The following is an 18,018-nucleotide window of genomic DNA, read 5'->3' on the forward strand; positions in this document are numbered from 1 at the left end:
CGGCGAGCACGACAAAAAAGCCTAGTGGACTCCGGTCCGCCAGGCTTATTTTCATGACATCGTTTTATTGCTGATGCTGCCGCCGTGCCAGGAGCCGCTTGCGGTATTTCCAATAAACCAAACCCGCAACAACCAGTACCCCGGCCAAGATGAGGGCGCTGACCCCCATATAATGATGAACGACATACATAATTTTCGGAGCGTTCACCCCGATTAAATGACCCAGAGTCAAAAAAGAAGTGCACCAGATCAGCGCTCCGGTCCCCGCATAGAGCAAATACCTCCACAGCGCTACGCCGCTGACCCCTGCCAGATAGCAGGTAAAGTGACGTACCCCCGGCACATAATAACCGAATGCGACGGTCCACAGCCCGTACTTCTTAAACCAGCCTTCCGCAAGCTCCAGACGCTGCGGAGTCAGCTTGACCCATTTGCCGAAACGGTAAAGAAACGGTTTCCCTACGGTCTTGCCGAGGTAATAGCTGACCAGCATGCCCGACATTGTTCCAAGGTAGCTGACCAAGAGCGATTTGCAAAATGAAAGCGGCTCTTCCATTGGAGGTTAAAGATCCGACCGTCGTCATCAAAATTTCATCCGGTACCGGCAAGCCGACAATCCCCACAGCCAACAAACCAAACAGGGCGATGTATCCGTAATGTTCAATCAGCAATAAAATATCATCCAGCACACAGACACGCTCCAGCTTAAAATAATTGCGATAATAATTGAGTCATGAAAAGATTAAGGGCCATTCCTATTCTAACAGATACGACAGGTTTTCCCAAGTTCGTGTCATGTGCCGGCCGACTTGTTCATACCTTGTACTATGTAGGTGGAACAAGCCTCACGAAAGGTGGCCCTGGATTAAATGAGAAAGCTGAGCCATATTATGCAGGTCTGCTTCACTTATGTCGGAACCGTCGTAGGAGCCGGATTCGCGACCGGCCAGGAAATATTACAGTTTTTTACCCGATACGGATGGATGGCTACATTGACCATCGGCTTGGCCAGCCTGCTCTTCGTCTGGCTAGGCATCAAGCTGATGCTGCTGGCCCGAGAGGTACAGGCAGAATCCTACGAGGATTTGAATAAGGTGCTGTTCGGGGACCGAATCGGCAAGTGGATCAGCCTGTTCACGCTGGTCACGTTATTCGGCGTGACAACCGTCATGCTGGCCGGCGCCGGTTCCGTCTTTGAGGAACAGTTTCATTTGCCTTACCAGTTAGGTCTGGCCGTAACTCTGGCGCTCGCGTATGCCGTACTCCACAAGGGGATGAAAGCCATCGTCGCCGTCAACTCCATTGTCGTCCCTATGATGCTGTGCTTCAGCGCCATGGTTGTCTTTTATTCCCAAAGCCTGCCCGGCGCAGGAAACTGGCTCAGCCTGACGACGGATTATGCCGTGGAACGGATTTGGTTCTCGCCTCTGCTGTATGCAGCCTTCAATCTCACCATGGCGCAAGGGGTCCTGGTTCCCCTAGGCGCGCAAGTGCAGGGCCAGCCCGTTCTGATCTGGGGCGGTATCCTTGGCGGCATCGTCATCGGCCTGATGCTGCTCGGCGGCCATTTTGCCTTGTCGGCTCAAATGCCGGGCATTTCGCAGTTCGAAATTCCGATGGCCCGTCTGATCCAGAAGGTCGGCCCGCTGGTTCAGCTGCTCTTTATCTGCGTCATTTACGGTGAAATCTTTACCACCTTTATTGCCGATGTGTATGGGCTCTCGCTTCAGATCGGGCAGAGAACCCGGCTGCCCCGCCCCTGGATTCTGCTGCTGATTCTGGCGTTAAGCTATCTCATCAGCCAGTTGGGCTTCAAGGCGCTGCTTTCTACGCTCTATCCGTTATTCGGCTTGATCAGCCTCGCCTGGATGACGATGCTCATCTGCCGCAGAAACGGCGCGGCCGGAACGAACTAGCGATAAGACCGCAGCCAGCCGCATTACCATGAACAGCATGGCCAACACCGTAAAGACGAAGCCGCACAGCAAATATCCGTAATGGTAGAGCGGATAGCTGGCGCTGTCTCTGATGACGGCAATGACATCCGTAAACAGAAACAAGCTGCCTACCGCGAATACGCCGATCAACGCATAATCGAAATAAGTCCACTGCAGCAGCATCGAAGCGGCGGCAGGCAGCGGCGGGCTTTTGTCTTCACCTGCATCCGAAAGCTCCCCGTTCTCCGTCTCCTCACCTGCCCGCTCCTGCTCCGGTTTGCTGTTCGAGCGCTGCTGCTGAATGACCATCCATACCAGCATCACGGCAGAGGCAGTGACGATAAGCCCGGCAATCCCGGCCAGCAGAGCTAAAGTTAATTTCATATGCCGACCCCCTGATTCTTTCATTCTATAATGCTTTTAGGGCTGAAGCGATAATTGATAGACAAGCCATAACGACAGGCCGAATGCCGCAACGGGAAAAGCAACCAGCAGCGGCTTCAGCACGCGCCCCGTCGGTCCCCGGGCTTCACGCCAGAGCCACTGCTCATTCCAGCGGAACGCCGCGGATTTCCGGAGGATGGTCTCTTTATCTCCGTCCGGCTCCGGCTCTTCCAGAGGAAGCTTTTCGGCTTTCTGCGATATTTTACCGCGCTTCCATCCGACCTTGTAGGTGATTTCGCGCTCTGTTTTTTGCTTCGAGTCCATCATTGCGCCCCCGTTCGTTATACTATATACTATAGTATTTATATACACTAAAAAAAGCAATGAATTTTGTACAGCTGCAAGGAGCAGATCATCATGTGGTTTATTTTTGCCGCCGCCTCGGCCGTTTGCTTCGGTTTGAGAGGCATCTTGTACCAATCGGACCTCCCAGCGGCCGATTGACCGGAATCTGCTGCTATTGGGGGTTTATCTGTGCGGCGCGGTCGTTGCGCTCGCGGTCAACGCGTTCACGGGGCAGGCATGGTCGGCGGGAGCCTGGATCGGAGTGAACATGGGCTTGTTCTCTTTCATTTCAAACGCTTCCATGTACCGCGGCTTTGCCGTAGGCAGAGCCTCCCTCGTAGCCATGTTTACGGGGCTCCCTCCGGTCATTGTCGTCCTGCTGGCTTATCTCCTGTGGAACGAAAAGCTGAATATGTGGCAATCGCTTTCATTTCTTGTCATTATATCGGGCTTGCTGCTGATCCGTTATTCCAGCGATATTTCCTGGCGGAATCTGAAGGGCGCGGGCTGGGGCGCGCTCGCGATGCTGGGCTTCGGCATCACCGACCTCTCCTCCAAGCAGGCTGCGCGTCTCGGAGCCGAGACGCTGCCGACTTTGACCTTGATGTACGTGACCGGCACACTGCTGTTCGGAGCCGCCTGGTACATAAGCCAGCGCCGGCAGCAGGCGGTGCGTTCCCTCGTCGCCGCAGCGTCGGAAACGGACGCAAGCGGCTCTGCGGGAGCGGCCGGAGCTCCCGCCCCTTGGAAGGCGGGCCGCACGCTGCTCTGGGGCATGGCGGTCGGCTTGACTAACATCAGCGGCATGATGCTCGTTATGCCAGCCTTCAAGCTCGGCGTCACCGGTCTCGTCTCGGTCGTCATTGCCATGAACGTCGTCCTCGTGCTGCTTTACGCGCGCTTCGTGCTGAAGGAGCGCTTCAGCCGGATGGAAGCATGCGGCTTAGCCTGCGCTTTCATCGGCATTCTGATCCTCCGCTTGGCAGGCTGACAAGTGTCGCGCTCAGCGCTGAGTAAGGTCACCGGTCACTCGCCGCCGGCTAATTCGTTACTCAGCATTTGATAGTTGTGCCACCCTCGGTCTAGGCACGTCACACTACACTGATAGATACGTCACGGTCCGTGCTGACACGTCAATCAGTGCCGTCCCGTCACGCTCCGCGTCAGCTGGCGGGCACTCCGGCTCCGTGCGCGCCGAAGCATCCGTCTTGTGCCGGGCAAGCCAGTCTTCAAACGCAAACAAATCGGCGGTCCCGCTGCTTGACAAGCATAGAGGTCCGTCGATTTGTTTGCGTAACGGTAATCATAAGTGCCTTTATTACGATTCCTTGCGGTAGGTGCGGTATACGCTTTTCAGCTGCTGAACGACTCTGGACATCGAGTACGACTTCTGCGCTTTATCCCAGGCGACGCGCCCGAGATTGTAGCGGTAGGTCGGATCGCTGATCACTTTCTCCAATGCGGAGGTCAGCGCCGGCACGTCCTCCACGGGAACGAGCAGCCCGTTGTTGCCATGGGAGATCTGCTCGGGGATCCCCCCTACATCCGTTCCGATCAAAGCCAAGCCGCAGAGAGCCGCTTCGGCAAATACCGAGCCGAACGCCTCCGCCCGGGAAGGAAGCACGAATACATCGAAGAATGGCATGAAATCTTCCGGGTGCAGCATATAACCGTAAAATATAATTTCTTCATAAATATTGAGCTCGATAGCCATCTGCTCCAGCTCGGTGCGGATCGGGCCGTCGCCGATCAGGTGCAGTACAAAAGAGTAGCCGCGTTTTTTCAGCTCGGAGCAGGCATAGAGCAGCGTATCCAGCCCTTTCGCCGGCACGAGACGGCAGACCGTGATGAGCTGGGTAATTTTGTTCTCGTGCGAGACGGGACGGAATCTTTTCTCATCGAAGCCGTTCGGAATGACGCCGATTTTTTCCGGCTCCTGCACGTACTCGGATAAATACTGCTTGAATGCGTTGGAGACCGTCAGCATTTGATCCACCCGCTCTTCGAGCTCCCGGTAAATCGAGGTCAAGAACAGGTGCTCCGGTCCGTTCGCTTCAATTTTGCCGTTCAGGATCAATTCCCGCTCATAGCTGGAGTGCACCGTCATCAGCACCGGCGTATCCGGATACAGCTGCTTCATAACCAATGCGGCGATCGGATGATGGGCATGGATCAAATCATATTGTTTATGCAGACGCAGCTTGGTCCACCATACATAGTCCTTATATGTTTGTATGTATTTATCAACGACCGGATGGCCGGCGTATTCCTCCCAATCGAAGGTAGAGAACTCGACCGGCTCCGTTCCTTTGCTGCGCACCCGCTTCGGCAACGAAAACAGCTCCATTTCCCAGCCGCGTTTATTAAACCGTTCCAGCATAAAGGGAACCATGGACGATACGCCTCCCGGCTGCTCCGGGGGGAAAAACAATGCTTGTAAGATATTCATGATAGCCCTCCGTATGTCTTGCGTGATTATAAAGAACTGCCTGATTACAACCACTCATATTTACATGGTAACAGTATTAAGGAAGCACTACAAGGGTGTCCGGCAAAAGAAAAATAAGACAGGATCGGACATTTTTCTCCCCAAAACGAATACGGGCTTGCTATAATAAACTTATCTTTTAGCAAAATATGGAGGCAATCTCGATTGATGAATGCTTTGACTTTGTCGGATTTGTGGCTCGGTACGCTCGGAGCCGTCATTTCTTATACGGTGATCCTGACGATCTTGTTTTTGACCCTGATTACCGCCTTTCGATTGCTCGTCAGCCGCCGCAAAATCGCTTATTTCTCGATCATGATCTCCTTGCTGATCCTGATCATTCAGTACTTTCAGCTCGTTTCGTTCCAGCTTACCCAAGAGCAGAGCAGCGCCGCCCATTTTACCGCCCTTCTGCTGAAGGTCCTGTCCTTTGTATTCGTCAATGTCGGAGTGTACCAGCTGTACAATGCCACCAAGCTAAAAGACAGCCTCGTTATTCTGATGTTTATGATTATTACCGCCCTTGTATCCCTTACTTATTGGTATATGCCGGATTGGATTCAGGGAAGTGCGGATCAGGTTCGGCTGATGCAGCCGCTCGGCATGGAGCTGTATTTATTTCTTCTGATCTTCGTGAGCTTTCTGCTTGTCAATCCGCGAATTGGGCAGAATGGCAAGTATCAGCTGATGCTGACCTTTTATTTTTGCTCGCACATGCTGCACATGGCCAATCTGTACTTGTTCAATGACCGGCAGCCGATCATCACCAAGTTCGAGCAGTGGATTCCGACGGCCTTTCACGTCGTGCTGTTTCTGTTCATATTCGAGAGAGTTATCGAAATCATGCAGGCGATTTATAATTCGTCCATTACAGACGCATTGACCAAGCTGTATAATAGAAAATATTTTTATAACCGCGTCAATCAGCATGTCGCCCAGCAAATTGCGGTTACGGTCATATTCAGCGATATCGACAATTTCAAAAAGCTTAATGATACCAAAGGCCATCATATGGGGGATCTCGTCTTAAAGCAGGTCGCGCAGATCGTCAAGGAAGAATGCGAAAGCGTAGGCATTTGCGGCCGTTACGGCGGCGAGGAAATGGTTATTCTCGTGACGGACACCGAGGTGGATGCCAGCGAGCTTGCGGAACGAATTCGCGCCCGCGTCGAATCGGAGACGATCGTCACCGTCAGCATGGGGTACAGCTACTACCGTAAAAATATAACGGCGGACGAGCTGATCAAGCAGGCCGATGAGGCTATGTACAAAGCCAAAACGAGCGGCAAAAACAAAGTCGTCGCCTATGCCTGACCAAGCGCAGCACACTTACATAAGTCAAAAGAAATGAGGAATATGGAAATGAAACAACCTAATATCGTCGTCATCGGCAGCTTGAATATGGATTTGGTCGTCACGTCGGACCGCATGCCCCGGGTCGGGGAAACGATTGAAGGGTCCGATATTCATTATATCCCTGGAGGCAAGGGGGCCAACCAGGCCATCGGCTGCTCACGTCTCGGCGCCAATGTCACAATGATCGGCTCGGTAGGCAAGGATGCTTTCGGAGAGCAGATTATCCGGCAGATGAACAATAACGGCATCGTTACGGACCGGATCGCTCAGCTGAACGGCGTCCCTACGGGCACCGCCACAATCCTGCATACCGCCGAGGACAACTGTATCGTGATTGTGCCGGGAGCGAACGGCAGAACGACAGCGGAGCTCGTGGCCGCCAACGAGGAAATGATCCGCCAAGCGGATGTACTGCTGCTTCAGCTTGAGGTTCCGCTCTCCACCGTACTGGAAGCTCTCCGCATCGCCCGTGCGCACGGGATCCGCACAGTGCTGAATCCTGCGCCGGCCAAGCCTCTATCCGATGAGCTGCTGGGGCTGGTCGACATTCTCACCCCGAATGAAACGGAATTCGAGGCGCTGAGCGGCCAAGCTTATTCGACCGACGAGGAGCTGACGGCGGGCATGAAGGACTGGGAAGCCCGGTTCCGGCAGACGCTGATCATAACGCGGGGAGACAAAGGCAGCTCCTACCTCAATAACGGAGAGCTGCGCACGATCGCCGCACCAACCGTGCGGGTGGTCGACACTACAGGCGCAGGTGACTGCTTCAATGCCGCGTTATGCTGCAGCCTGGCTGCCGGCCAATCGATGGATGAGGCCGTACGGTTCGCCATCCATGCCGCATCGCTGTCCGTTACGAAATTCGGAGCTCAAGATGGCATGCCCACACTGGCTGAGGTGAACGAGAAGCTTACTCAATATTAAATAAGGCATCTACCGGCTGGTCCAGCAGATCGCTCAATTTTTTGGCGGTTGCGGGACCAACGGTTTTTACGGAACGTTCCAGAAGACTGATATAGGAGGAGCTGAGTCCCGATCGTTTAGCCAGTTCTCTTTGGGATAGCCCCTTCACAATTCTCGCTCTGGTGAATGCAGCCGAATTACTTCTGATCTTCATGTGATACCCTCCCCTTTCGATTCCCGATAATTCCCATTATAGCAGAAAATTCACTATAGTAATATATTAATTTTACTTTTGTATACAAAAAGAAACATAGAGTACTCTAGCTCTTCATGCGTTGAAAAGCCAAATGTTTACTGTTAATATAAACTTATTAACTATTGTTTACTTTTGAATACATAATCAGAGGTCGTCATGAACTTTTATGAGCAGCTGCGCGATATGCGCAAACTGAAAGGCTTCACCATTCGAGAGCTGTCGGACCGCTCCGGCGTATCCGCAGCCTATATCTCCCAGCTGGAGAACGGGAACCGCAGCGTCCCTTCGCCGGACGTATTGATGAAATTGTCCGAGGGCTTGAATACTCCTTACCCCGAGCTGATGCGGCTCGCCGGTTATTTGGAGACGTCCTCCGATACGTCTGCCGCCCCCTCCGCTTACAAGGCCCCGGTGAATTTGCGCCGTTTTCTTCGGGAGAACGCTCTGATCTTCGACGGAATTGAGCTGACGGAGCAGGACAAGGAATGGATTGAGCGGATGCTCACAGCCTTGTTCTGGAAGCAGAAGCAGTCGCAGGAAGAGCTCTAATCTCTCCTCCGCCCGAGAACAACGCAAGGCAATGCACCAGTCAACGCCTCTTAGCGTCTGCAAAATGTAACACAAGCGGGCGAGGCTTGCTTCCGCCGGTTTTTGTGAGCGTGCCCCGGGTCTCAGCCTCTGCCAGCCATAAGCTTGCTCCGATTCCTTTCTTGAACAGCACCGCACACAAAAAGCCCGTTAGGTCACTTCCCTTCCCAAGGGAGGAGCCTAACGGGCTTGTCTTTTTATTTATAAGCGATCGGGTCCTTGCTTCCCGCCTCCGCAAAGCCTTTGAGCCGCAGACGGCAGCTGTCGCAGACGCCGCAGGCTTCCTCCTGCCCGTTATAGCAGGAGGTCGTCAAATGATAAGGCACATCCAACTTCATGCCTTGACGGATGATTTCCGCCTTGGTTCACTCGCTGAGCGGCGTCTCGATCCGGATCGGACGGCCCTCTACTCCAACGCGCGTCGCAAGCGCCATGACTTCCTCCACCTTGCGGATGAATTCGGGACGGCAGTCCGGATAGCCGCTGTAATCCAGCGCGTTAACGCCGATATAAATCGCCTCCGCCTCGGTTACCTCGGCATAGGATGTAGCAATCGAAAGAAACAGCAGGTTTCGGCCTGGCACATAAGTGATCGGCACTTCCGACTCCTTCTCTGCTGCCGCGTCGCCCCGCTCCTCCCTCGGCTTGGTCATATCCGGCACGTCCAACGATTCGTCCGTCAAAGCGCTGCCGCCGAATTCCTTCAGAAAATCGAGTTTAATGACCTTATGACGGTCCGCAACCCCATAATGCCGAGCTACCTGGCGGGCGTTCTCCAGCTCGATCTTATGCCGCTGCCCGTAATCGAATGTAATCGGGTACAGCTCGTACCCGGCCTCCTGGGCTATTCCCATACAGGTTGTGCTGTCCAGGCCGCCGCTCAAAATAATAACCGCTTTTTTGCGCGAACTTGTCGTCATTGCCGCTTCCACACCTTTTCGTTTTCATCTCTTTATGACTTTAACGCCGGGGCTTACGCATCCCGGCGTCCTGTTATACCCCGCGTGCCGCAGGGTCCCAAATGATTTTGTGAAGCTGCATATTCAGCTTCACCTGTGACAAGCCATGCTCGAGCATCAGCTCGACCAGACGATGCGGCGGCATCGTTTCCCATACCGGGCTGAACAGCGGCAGCGCCTTCGTCGGCACCTGCTCGAGCAGCCGCCTGGCTTCGTTAAAGTCATCCAGGCTGCCGATGACGAATTTCAGCTCGTCCTGCTCGCGCAACTTGGCAAAGTTGCCAAGCAGCATTTTATCCGACTCGCCGGAATCCGGCAGCTTATAGTCCATCACGTACCGCACCTTCGGCGAGTGAATCCGCTCCATAAACGGCGATAAATCGATGGCGCCGTTCGTTTCGATATGAATGTCCGCCAATCGTTCGATGCCCAGCAGGGCTTCGATCAGCGCGGCGGATTTTTCTCCGTACAGCAGCGGCTCTCCGCCTGTCAAGCAAAGATGCGTCGAACGGTATCCGCGCACCTGCTCGACGATTTCATCGATCGTCATGACGAACTCCGCTTCTTCCGGCGGATAGCTGTACTTGGTATCGCACCAGGTACAGCGGAGGTTGCAGCCGAATAAACGGACAAAAACCGTTGGGAAGCCAGCCCGCGTCCCTTCGCCTTCGACCGTTTCAAAAATTTCAACCATCGGCAGTTTGATAGCGGTCAACGGGAAGCATCTCCCATCATAGCAGCGGTAACCGCCGCAAAGCTTGTCGGCGTCTCCCACAGCCGCAATTCCTCCAGCCGGACACCGGGAGAAAGACCCTCTTCTTTCAATGCGCTGTCGAGCTGCTCGTACATCCACACGATCATGTTCTCCGCAGTCGTATTCATAGGCGGCAGCACCTCGTTCAAATAGCGGTGATCGAGCCGGTCCATGATCCGTTCTTTGGCGATGCGCTTGATATCCGCAAAATCGATCACGATCCCGCGGTGGTCCACCTTGCCCCGCATCATGACCTGGAGCTTGTACGTATGCCCGTGCAGGCTTTTGCATTTTCCTTCATAGCAGTGAAGGTGATGCGCGCTGTCAAATGTAAACTCCTTGGAAACAAGGACTTCTTTATCGTGATATTTCAGCTGTTCTTCCTGGATATCGGTACCCAGCTTCTGTACTTTGACAGGGATTTCGTATTCCATCGTTGTTCATCCTCTCCCCCACAAAAAAACAACCTTTATTATAGCATGGGGGTCTTGCATCCTACAACATGGAGAGTCCGTTCCCGCCGCTGACAATAAAATGCAAAACGCTCCCGGACCGCCCAGCGAGGACGGACAGGCGCCATCCTTGCAGCGGTCTTCGGGAGCGTTCACGGCTAGTGAAGCGTATCGTTTTCAAACATCAGCTCTTCAAAGGGTTGATTGCGGAACAGCATCGTTACATTAAAGGATTCGAATTCCTTCTCTTTATCCAGCTCATCCATCAGAAGGGACGAAATGTATTCGCGGTCGTCGGAGCTGCCCGGTTCGCGGAAATCGATAAAGCCGGTCAGCTGTCGCTCGCTGATATCGACGGTAGCCGTACCGATTGGCAGCCCGCCGTAAGAGGTTTGATAAATTTCATAGGTCAGCATGTCGCCGTCGTCTCTGGCTAAGCTGACTGCATAATCGTCACGATTAAAGGAAGGTTCTTCGTCGGATTCGAACAGCAGGCTGTTCTCGTCGTCCAGCAGCTCTTCATGCATCAGTTCAATCGTTTCGATAATGTCCTGGTTCCATTCCATATGAAGGACGAACGAATCGACTTCATCCTCATCAAAATCGCTGACAATCAAGTCGGCAACGGCCTCCAGCTCTTCTTCCTCCGGCTCCAGCAGCCAGTGAATCGTACCGCTGACTTCCCCTTCCTCCAGAAACAGCTCCGCTTCGGCTAACAGCTCCATCTCTTCATCATAGATGTGATACTCCAATGTATTGCGAGACTCGGCAACGATGACGAGGTGATGTGTGCGCTCGGCATCATCCGTTTCACGGAAAGATTCCTCCGGTTCGGAATCGTAAGCCAGCGGCTCTAATGAATCGTAATTCGGGCCGTCATGCCAACGATACTGCCCATGCTCCGCAAGACCGGCATCTTCCAGCCTGTCGTCATCCAGCTCATCCGCCTCGAAATCGAAATCTTCCTCCACATCCGTATAGGACGAATCCCATGTATCGGTCGCAATGATATGATCGTATTCGCCATAGGTGACCACGACATCGCACGTTTGTATCCTCATGGCGTCCATCAGGGACTGGACGTAGAGCTGCAGCTCACCGGCCACCTGCTGCTTCGCGTGAGGAGGTAAGGTAGTTTGCTCCAATTGGATGGCCCCGGAAATGCGGTCTGTCTCACGGTATACCAAGCTCATGGTGCCAATAAACCGATTGTTCCACATAATATCGTTCACTTCGCCGCCTGTCGTCTTCATATCCGGTCTAATCACAATCTCCGTCATTATCTCGCCTCCATTGGTTCCTTCATGGCTGGTGTACCTATAAAAACCACCCTACCTAGCGTGTCCTAAAAAGCCCAAAATATATGCGCAGGGATAGGAGTCCATACGCCAAGACGGATTTCTCATATGATAAGAGTAAACCGATGAGAAAATATCACATCCAGCATTGGGTTCCTGCCGAAGCGTACCATTCAACCGAACGCTTGCCTCTTGCTCCATCGGTAAACTAACAGATATGGGAGGAATCAGCATGTCAGCAGTTGGAGGTTTGTACACAAGCACTGGTGTTATCCTGGTATTGTTCATCCTTTTGGTTATCGTAACTCGCGCAGGCTGGCTGTAAGCCTGCCGACGCTCTGAATGAAACGGCACCGCTAGCCTGGGGAAGTCCAGCCTTCCCTTCGGCGGATGCGCTGCCCTACGTTGAAAAATAAATAACAGTCGCACGCTTAAATCCGAGCGGCGTCCGGCATCCTCCGGGGCGAACCGGCTAACCGGCATCGGCCCCGAGATGCAGCAAGCCGCATACCGTCCATCGTTTCCGCTGCTAGCGGAAAAGCGGCGATATTCTTTGATCAAATCCAGGATAAGTACGCGCTGCTTGGCCCTGTGCAAAGCAGCGCGTGCTTACCTCTGTGCCATGGCAATATAATCATAATTGCGGCTCTAATGACAAAAGACCGGTGTCGTCGGACACCGGTCTTTCTATGTGAAAACAGCCGTACGGCTCAATGCTGCGGTGTATGCAGGCCGTATTTAGCGAAAGCGGCCGCGACACCGTCTTCATTATTGGAAGACGTTACCGCATCGGCGGCGCGCTTCACCGCCTCCGGAGCATTGTCCATCGCTATGCCGAGTCCGGCATACTGCAGCATCTCCACATCGTTATAATAATTGCCGATAGCCATAATCCGCTCTCTTGGAACCTGCCACTGCTCCGCAAGCTGCTGTACAGCCTTCCCCTTGGAAGCTGCGGTGCTCATCACGTCGATAAACGAATCGCCGCTCCGCAGGGCATGCAGCCCTTCCGGCTGCAGCCTTGCAAAATCCTGCTCCGCTTTGTCCATTTCCTCCGGCGTCCCGAATAAAGTGAACTTGACGATAGACTGCCCCAAACGAAGCACATCGGGAATCGTATGCGGCATAAGCATGAATTTGCCGTACATGGCAGCGGCGGTCGCGCCGATAGCCTCGGCAAACATCTCATAAGCCGTGCAAACGTCGAAATGGATGCCGCGCTCCCTGCAGTAGCTGATAAGACCGCTAACCTGCTGCGGCTCGAAGCCGTATTCATGAAGCACCCGTCCTCCCGGGACTTGAACCGTGGCCGCTCCATTATGCGTAATCAGCACGCCATCCAGCCCCAGCTCCTCCAAAACGGGAATCGCATTCGCCGGCCCTCTGCCCGTACAGAGCACGATCTTCGCCCCCTGTGCATGCGCATCCCGAACGGCCCGCTTGGTAGCCTCCGTCAATTCGTGATCGTCGTTCAACAGCGTTCCGTCCACATCCAGCGCAATCATTGAATAATCCATAGCTACAGCTCCTCTTGACCTTGCTCCGCGCCTGCTTTCGGATCAGCGGGTTCCCCCGCATGCGCCTGTTGCAGCTGAAGCAATTCCGCTCCGGTCAGCTCACGGTATTCGCCAGGCGACAAATATTCATCCAGGAGAAGAGGCCCCATGGACATTCTTTTCAAGAACACAACCCGCTTGCCGACCGCCTGAAACATGCGTTTCACCTGATGAAACTTCCCTTCCATAATCGTCAGCTCGATTTTGGACAGGCTTCCGTTCGCCTCGCCCGTCTGCAGAATCGTCAGGCTCGCCGGCATCGTCACATAGCCGTCGTCCAGCTCAACGCCAGCCGCGAAGGCTTTTGCGTCCGCATCGGTAACGACGCCCTCCACCTCGGCAAAATAGGTTTTGGGAACGTGCTTGCGCGGAGAAAGCAAATTATGCGTCAGCTTGCCGTCATTGGTCAGCAGAAGCAGCCCTTCCGTATCTTTATCCAGTCTGCCGACAGGAAAAGGCTCGAAGCGGGCGTACTGCTCCTCCAGCAGATCGATTACGGTGCGGTCTCGCGTGTCTTCCGTCGCCGATATAACCCCCTGGGGCTTGTTCAGCATTAAGTATATAAACTCTCGGTAATCGAACGTCCTGTCCGTTTACCGTAACCCGGTTCAGCTCAGGGTTCACCTGGACTCCGCTGTCCTTGACCGGACGGTCGTTCAGACGGACGGCGCCCTTTTTCACCAGCTGTTTAATTTCACTGCGGGTGCCGTAGCCCGTATGCGCCAGCAGCTTGTCCAGACGCAGCGTCGATTTCATTCAAGTCAGCCTCCATCCCGCAGGATATTTATTCATTAGCATGCCTCAAGCCGTGAGTGGATTGTGAGTCCATACAGCTTGAGGCTCGTTATAGGAGCGGCCTTATTCGCCTGCTAAGCCGCTGCAGCTCTTCTCCTCTATATATGCGTCCGGCAAACGATTGCCGATCATCTGTATTCCAAAGGCTCGGCATGTGTGCTCTAGCTGATGGGGAACAAATACATTTTACCGCCATCCGGCTGATCTTGATACCGCGAGATCCAATGGGCATTGATCCATAGGAAAGCCTGATTGTCCCAATTATATTTCTTATAGTTCAACGCTGCAACCACGAGGTCCGGCCGGGTAAAGGAGCTGATAAATACCTTTTTGCTCGAATCGTCGGCATACAGGATTGTGTCCTCCTCCGGATAGCGGACCACCTGCTTCGTGTTCCAGCGGCACATGAAATAGGTCTGATCCGCATAATTCACAAACACCTGCTCCTCGCCGGAAACAAGAACCGGATCCAGAGTAACCTGACCGAATAAAACATCGTTTCGATCCCAGCTGTCGGGAGCCGTCAACCGGTTCAGCGGCGTCATCGCCCCGGTGTTCATATCGCCGAGAAGCCAGCCCGACGTTTGCTTCACCATCCGGCCGTCCTTATTCGCCGCCAGCGTGTACTTATGAAGCAGCACCGTTTTCTTTGCAGAGCTGTAGCCCCCAAATTCCAGCCTTTCCTTTGCCCTCTCGGGCAAACTGAAGCGGCTGAGCGCATGGCCCTGAAGATCCAGCAGCTGCACGCCGTAGGACAGCAGCAGATGGTTGTCCGGCCCGCTCCCGTTCAATAGGTTCGAAGGGCTGCGGTCATAAGTGAAATTATAATATGCGACACCGCCCGAAGAATCGATGCCCGCATCAATCAGTCCCGGCTCATTGGCAAAGGGCTGCCGCTTGACGTCCGCCTGCATATCCAGCCACCAAGTGTCAGGCTGAAACGGCTGGGCAGTGTACAATGCAATGCCGGTTTCTGTGCTGATTTCAACCTGTGCTTCTGTTCCGCGCTCGCCTGCTCCGGCCAGCAGCGGCTTCTTGGAGCCGTCGGCCAGATTATATATGAGAGTTCCGTTTAGACGGTCCCGGGTCAGCAAATGCTTTTGGTCAGGGGCCAGCACCGCCTCATACATTACGGGAGACGCCTCAGCAATAGGTGAAGAAAGCCCGGGGGCATACCGGAACAGCTCCAGAACCAGCGTCGCCTTCTGTTCCGTCATATCCCAGCGTTGAAGGCTGTATACCCACTCCGGATCGGTCTGGCTGACTGTCGCGTAGAGGAAAACGTCGTTGGAAAGAAACCCGCATAGCAGCGTAGAGGCTGCGGCAGTCTCCGCCTGTTCCCCGTACGCGTAGCTGATCGGCGCCTGCGTCATTTGCTGGGTGTCGGGCTCAACGGTCATCAGATCGAGCTGACTCCAGCGGTGCGAAGCCTCCTTCGCCGTTCTTTGCACGAAATAAAGGACACGCTGCCGGTCGGGCGTTACATAGGAATGTAAAACATGGCCTTGATCCAGTACGGCCTGCAGCGTTTTGGCCGTCTTCGGCTTTTGCTTCGCCTTCAGCACCTGCACCGGCCCGAAGTCGTGCATCGGCAGCTGAGGATGCTGAGCCTCGAATCGCTCAAGGACATGGAAGCTTTCCGCCGCCGTACCGGATAATGCAGCGTCCTGCAGGCTTGCATGGAACGGGTCTGCTTGCGTCCGCAGACTCCCGCTGCCGGATACCGCCGTAAAAAGAATGCCGAAGATCCCGCACAGCACCAATATGCCCAGCAGCAGCCAAAAATAAGGAAGAATCGCTCTACAGCCCCGTTTTGCCATGTCCATTCTCCTCGTATTGCAAGCTACCAGATGTATTCCCTGTCCCCTTCGGAAAATCCTTCTTCCGCTTAGAGGAGAGCAACGGATAACAATCCAACGTCACCTAAACGGGCTCCTAAAATGGATCTGCATGCCCGATGAGCCATGATCGTATAAGCGGATTTGCCGCTGCTGGCGGAAATCGGCCCGACCGTCACAACCCTTCAAAGCGCACGCGCTGCAGGAGTCAGCGAGCCGACTATATTCCGGGTTTTCGCCGATAAAACGGAGGTATTGGCCGCGTACCTGGAAGAGGCAACCAAGCAGGAGCATACTGCGATGGAATTGGAGGCAATCGAACTGGAAGCTGGATTGGAACAACGCGTCATGGACTTGATTGAGGTCATCCGGCTTCAAGGGGAGCGGACTGGAGCGGTAGTGAACGCCATTCAAATGGCCGCGCCGGCAAAGCCGCGGGATCGGCTGGCATTATCCGATGAAGACATCCGCCAATTGAATGAACAGCGGACCCATTCGTACACGATTATTCGGAGCGCTGTCTGCAGAGTGCCGGCACCGGACGAACCGCGTTTACGTAAGCCGGTATCCGATATTGCAGTCATGATACTCGCCGTCGACATGCCGCTTGGCCGATCCGGCGGCCGGGACGCCGGGCAGGCAAGTATCACTACAGAACAGCTCGCGGATCTCATCCTGCATGGAATCGTGAATTGATCCTGCGTGCGGTGCCTTGAATTATGTAGGGACATCGTTTGCATCAGTTTTCCCTAACGTCCTCCCGTTGTCAGCCGCAATTAATGCTCGCCTCCAGGCACAGGAGGATCCCGGCGAAGCTCCTCCACCCGCTCCTCCAGCTGCGGATCGAGAATCGCAATATCCAGGTCGTAGAATGCAAAAGGCTGCTCGACCGCTCTTTCCAGCCGCTCCAGATACCGCTTGCTGTCGTCTACCAGGCGCCCCAAATCGATGCCTGTGCCCTGCTGCTCTCTTCGAGGCTCCAGCTTCTGCACCGCCGCGGTAAACAGCTTGACCGCTCCGCTGAGATTGCCGTTGCGGTAATGATAAAGGCCTACCGCAACCTGCAGCAGGCCTTGATATAAAGGAGCTCTGCCTTCTTCCAGCCACAGCTCCTCCATCACCTCATGACATTCGAAATAATCCCGTTCCACATTAAAATAATAGACGAATTCCACATACAATCTGTCATAAGCGTTTGACGCTTCCTCACGCATGTCCGTCCACCTCGATTCGCGGGCTGCTTGGCCGCGTATCGGCCAGCGGCACACCCGCTGAATGTCCCGGCGCCGCCGGGGCTTGACTAATTGCCGCTGCCCTTTTTGGCCCGGGCTATCGCTTCTTCGATCTCGTTCGACAGCTCCTTCAAGTACCAGACGTCATCGCTTTCCCAATGCTCGTTAAAGCGAAGCTGGAATTGCGCCGCCTCGCGTACCCGGTGGTAAAAGTAAAGCTCCTGAATGCCGTTCAGCACCCGCGTAACGATATTGGACTTATCCTCAAACAGCTGCTGCGACGCCATAATATCGTCACGGATGCTGCTCATTTCCTGATCCAGAATATAGGCGGCTTCCGCCGCTTTGCTCAGCCGCTTGATTACGTCCTCCGGAAGGCTTTCCCGGTACTTGTAGTTCAGCGAATGCTCGATCGTCGCCCAGAAGTTCATGGCGAGCGTCCGGATTTGAACCTCCGCCAGAACCCGCTTCATCCCGAGCGCCGTCTGCACCGGATATTCCAGAATCATATGGTAGCTGCGGTAGCCGCTCGGCTTTTTGTTGCGGATATAATCCTTTTCATACAGCAAAGTCATATCCTCGCGCGCGCGAATCAGCTCCGCCAGCCGTTCGATATCCTCCACGAACTGGCACATGATGCGGATGCCGGCAATATCCTCAATGCCTGTCTCCAGCTGGTCCATGGGAACGTTCAGACGCTTCGCTTTCTCCAAAATACTGGAGGTCTTCTTGACCCGCCCCGTAACAAACTCAATCGGGGAATATTCCTCGCGGCTCTTCAGCTCCCCGCGCAGCGTTTTAAACTTGACCTTCAGCTCTTCGACGGCCTGCTCATATGGCATTAGAAATTTTTTCCAGTCACGTCCATCCATCC

General features: G+C 54.2%; 18 protein-coding genes and 2 pseudogenes. 6 read left to right on the top strand and 14 right to left on the bottom strand.

The genetic code is table 11. The features are described from left to right. Positions 1 to 64 precede the first annotated feature (64 nt). The gene (locus ACHHV8_RS23855) at positions 65 to 556 is read right to left on the bottom strand and encodes a DedA family protein (protein ID WP_395161925.1); all 492 of its coding nucleotides are present in this window, start codon (positions 554 to 556) and stop codon (positions 65 to 67) included. Positions 557 to 869: 313 nt separating this feature from the next. Here ACHHV8_RS23855 and ACHHV8_RS23860 point away from each other — a divergent pair, with 313 nt between their 5' ends. Further along, positions 870 to 1,916, top strand: a complete 1,047-nt coding sequence (locus ACHHV8_RS23860; protein ID WP_395161926.1) for a YkvI family membrane protein — start codon at positions 870 to 872, stop codon at positions 1,914 to 1,916. Here ACHHV8_RS23860 and ACHHV8_RS23865 read toward each other — a convergent pair. Together ACHHV8_RS23865 and ACHHV8_RS23870 are read right to left on the bottom strand one after the other, a co-directional pair. Continuing rightward, the gene (locus ACHHV8_RS23865) at positions 1,842 to 2,321 is read right to left on the bottom strand and encodes a hypothetical protein (RefSeq protein ID WP_395161927.1); all 480 of its coding nucleotides are present in this window, start codon (positions 2,319 to 2,321) and stop codon (positions 1,842 to 1,844) included. The genes ACHHV8_RS23860 and ACHHV8_RS23865 overlap by 75 nt on opposite strands. Before the next feature lie 36 nt (positions 2,322 to 2,357). Beyond that, positions 2,358 to 2,648, bottom strand: coding sequence for a hypothetical protein (locus tag ACHHV8_RS23870; protein ID WP_395161928.1), 291 nt, complete (start codon positions 2,646 to 2,648; stop codon positions 2,358 to 2,360). Positions 2,649 to 2,841: 193 nt separating this feature from the next. Between ACHHV8_RS23870 and ACHHV8_RS23875 the strand changes: the two genes are divergently transcribed. After that, positions 2,842 to 3,657, top strand: a complete 816-nt coding sequence (locus ACHHV8_RS23875; RefSeq protein ID WP_395161929.1) for an EamA family transporter — start codon at positions 2,842 to 2,844, stop codon at positions 3,655 to 3,657. 327 nt (positions 3,658 to 3,984) lie between these two features. On the opposite strand, the gene ACHHV8_RS23880 is transcribed toward ACHHV8_RS23875, so the two are convergent. Further along, positions 3,985 to 5,115 carry a glycosyltransferase family 4 protein gene (locus ACHHV8_RS23880; RefSeq protein WP_395161930.1) on the bottom strand — a complete coding sequence of 377 codons (1,131 nt, stop codon included), beginning with the start codon at positions 5,113 to 5,115 and terminating at the stop codon, positions 3,985 to 3,987. A gap of 207 nt (positions 5,116 to 5,322) precedes the next feature. Between ACHHV8_RS23880 and ACHHV8_RS23885 the strand changes: the two genes are divergently transcribed. After that, positions 5,323 to 6,468, top strand: coding sequence for a GGDEF domain-containing protein (locus ACHHV8_RS23885; RefSeq protein ID WP_395163608.1), 1,146 nt, complete (start codon positions 5,323 to 5,325; stop codon positions 6,466 to 6,468). A gap of 48 nt (positions 6,469 to 6,516) precedes the next feature. After that, positions 6,517 to 7,437 (top strand): ribokinase, encoded by a 921-nt coding sequence (gene rbsK, locus ACHHV8_RS23890; protein ID WP_395161931.1) that lies wholly within the window; start codon positions 6,517 to 6,519, stop codon positions 7,435 to 7,437. On the opposite strand, the gene ACHHV8_RS23895 is transcribed toward rbsK, so the two are convergent. After that, the gene (locus ACHHV8_RS23895; RefSeq protein WP_395161932.1) at positions 7,424 to 7,630 is read right to left on the bottom strand and encodes a helix-turn-helix domain-containing protein; all 207 of its coding nucleotides are present in this window, start codon (positions 7,628 to 7,630) and stop codon (positions 7,424 to 7,426) included. The genes rbsK and ACHHV8_RS23895 overlap by 14 nt on opposite strands. A 198-nt stretch (positions 7,631 to 7,828) precedes the next feature. Between ACHHV8_RS23895 and ACHHV8_RS23900 the strand changes: the two genes are divergently transcribed. Further along, complete coding sequence (locus tag ACHHV8_RS23900; RefSeq protein ID WP_395161933.1) at positions 7,829 to 8,221, top strand: helix-turn-helix domain-containing protein; 393 nt, start codon at positions 7,829 to 7,831, stop codon at positions 8,219 to 8,221. A gap of 236 nt (positions 8,222 to 8,457) precedes the next feature. On the opposite strand, the pseudogene queC reads toward ACHHV8_RS23900, so the two are convergent. The 7 genes and pseudogenes from queC to ACHHV8_RS23935 form a co-directional block, all read right to left on the bottom strand. Then, a pseudogene (gene queC, locus ACHHV8_RS23905) lies at positions 8,458 to 9,180 on the bottom strand (7-cyano-7-deazaguanine synthase QueC). A gap of 73 nt (positions 9,181 to 9,253) precedes the next feature. Continuing rightward, positions 9,254 to 9,913, bottom strand: coding sequence for a 7-carboxy-7-deazaguanine synthase QueE (locus tag ACHHV8_RS23910; protein WP_395163609.1), 660 nt, complete (start codon positions 9,911 to 9,913; stop codon positions 9,254 to 9,256). A 17-nt stretch (positions 9,914 to 9,930) separates the two neighbouring features. Beyond that, positions 9,931 to 10,407 carry a 6-carboxytetrahydropterin synthase QueD gene (gene queD / locus ACHHV8_RS23915; protein ID WP_395161934.1) on the bottom strand — a complete coding sequence of 159 codons (477 nt, stop codon included), beginning with the start codon at positions 10,405 to 10,407 and terminating at the stop codon, positions 9,931 to 9,933. Between the two features lie 176 nt (positions 10,408 to 10,583). Then, positions 10,584 to 11,705 carry a hypothetical protein gene (locus tag ACHHV8_RS23920; protein WP_395161935.1) on the bottom strand — a complete coding sequence of 374 codons (1,122 nt, stop codon included), beginning with the start codon at positions 11,703 to 11,705 and terminating at the stop codon, positions 10,584 to 10,586. A 728-nt stretch (positions 11,706 to 12,433) separates the two neighbouring features. Then, positions 12,434 to 13,240 carry a Cof-type HAD-IIB family hydrolase gene (locus tag ACHHV8_RS23925; protein WP_395161936.1) on the bottom strand — a complete coding sequence of 269 codons (807 nt, stop codon included), beginning with the start codon at positions 13,238 to 13,240 and terminating at the stop codon, positions 12,434 to 12,436. A 2-nt stretch (positions 13,241 to 13,242) separates the two neighbouring features. Beyond that, positions 13,243 to 14,035: pseudogene (locus ACHHV8_RS23930) on the bottom strand (pseudouridine synthase). A gap of 200 nt (positions 14,036 to 14,235) precedes the next feature. After that, a complete protein-coding gene (locus ACHHV8_RS23935) occupies positions 14,236 to 15,894 on the bottom strand; it encodes a hypothetical protein (protein WP_395161937.1) in 1,659 nt (552 codons plus the stop codon). A 162-nt stretch (positions 15,895 to 16,056) separates the two neighbouring features. On the opposite strand from ACHHV8_RS23935, the gene ACHHV8_RS23940 reads away from it, so the two are divergent. Next, entirely contained in the window at positions 16,057 to 16,608 is a 552-nt protein-coding gene (locus ACHHV8_RS23940; RefSeq protein WP_395161938.1) for a hypothetical protein, read from the top strand. A gap of 80 nt (positions 16,609 to 16,688) precedes the next feature. On the opposite strand, the gene ACHHV8_RS23945 is transcribed toward ACHHV8_RS23940, so the two are convergent. Beyond that, positions 16,689 to 17,126: a DUF309 domain-containing protein gene (locus ACHHV8_RS23945; protein WP_395161939.1), complete on the bottom strand. Its 438-nt coding sequence runs from the start codon at positions 17,124 to 17,126 to the stop codon at positions 16,689 to 16,691. Positions 17,127 to 17,212: 86 nt separating this feature from the next. Then, positions 17,213 to 18,016: a GTP diphosphokinase gene (yjbM, locus tag ACHHV8_RS23950; protein ID WP_395161940.1), complete on the bottom strand. Its 804-nt coding sequence runs from the start codon at positions 18,014 to 18,016 to the stop codon at positions 17,213 to 17,215. Positions 18,017 to 18,018: the final 2 nt, after the last annotated feature.

Origin of the sequence: Paenibacillus sp. TAB_01 (assembly GCF_043945595.1) — a bacterium.
Classification (GTDB): domain Bacteria; phylum Bacillota; class Bacilli; order Paenibacillales; family NBRC-103111; genus Paenibacillus_S.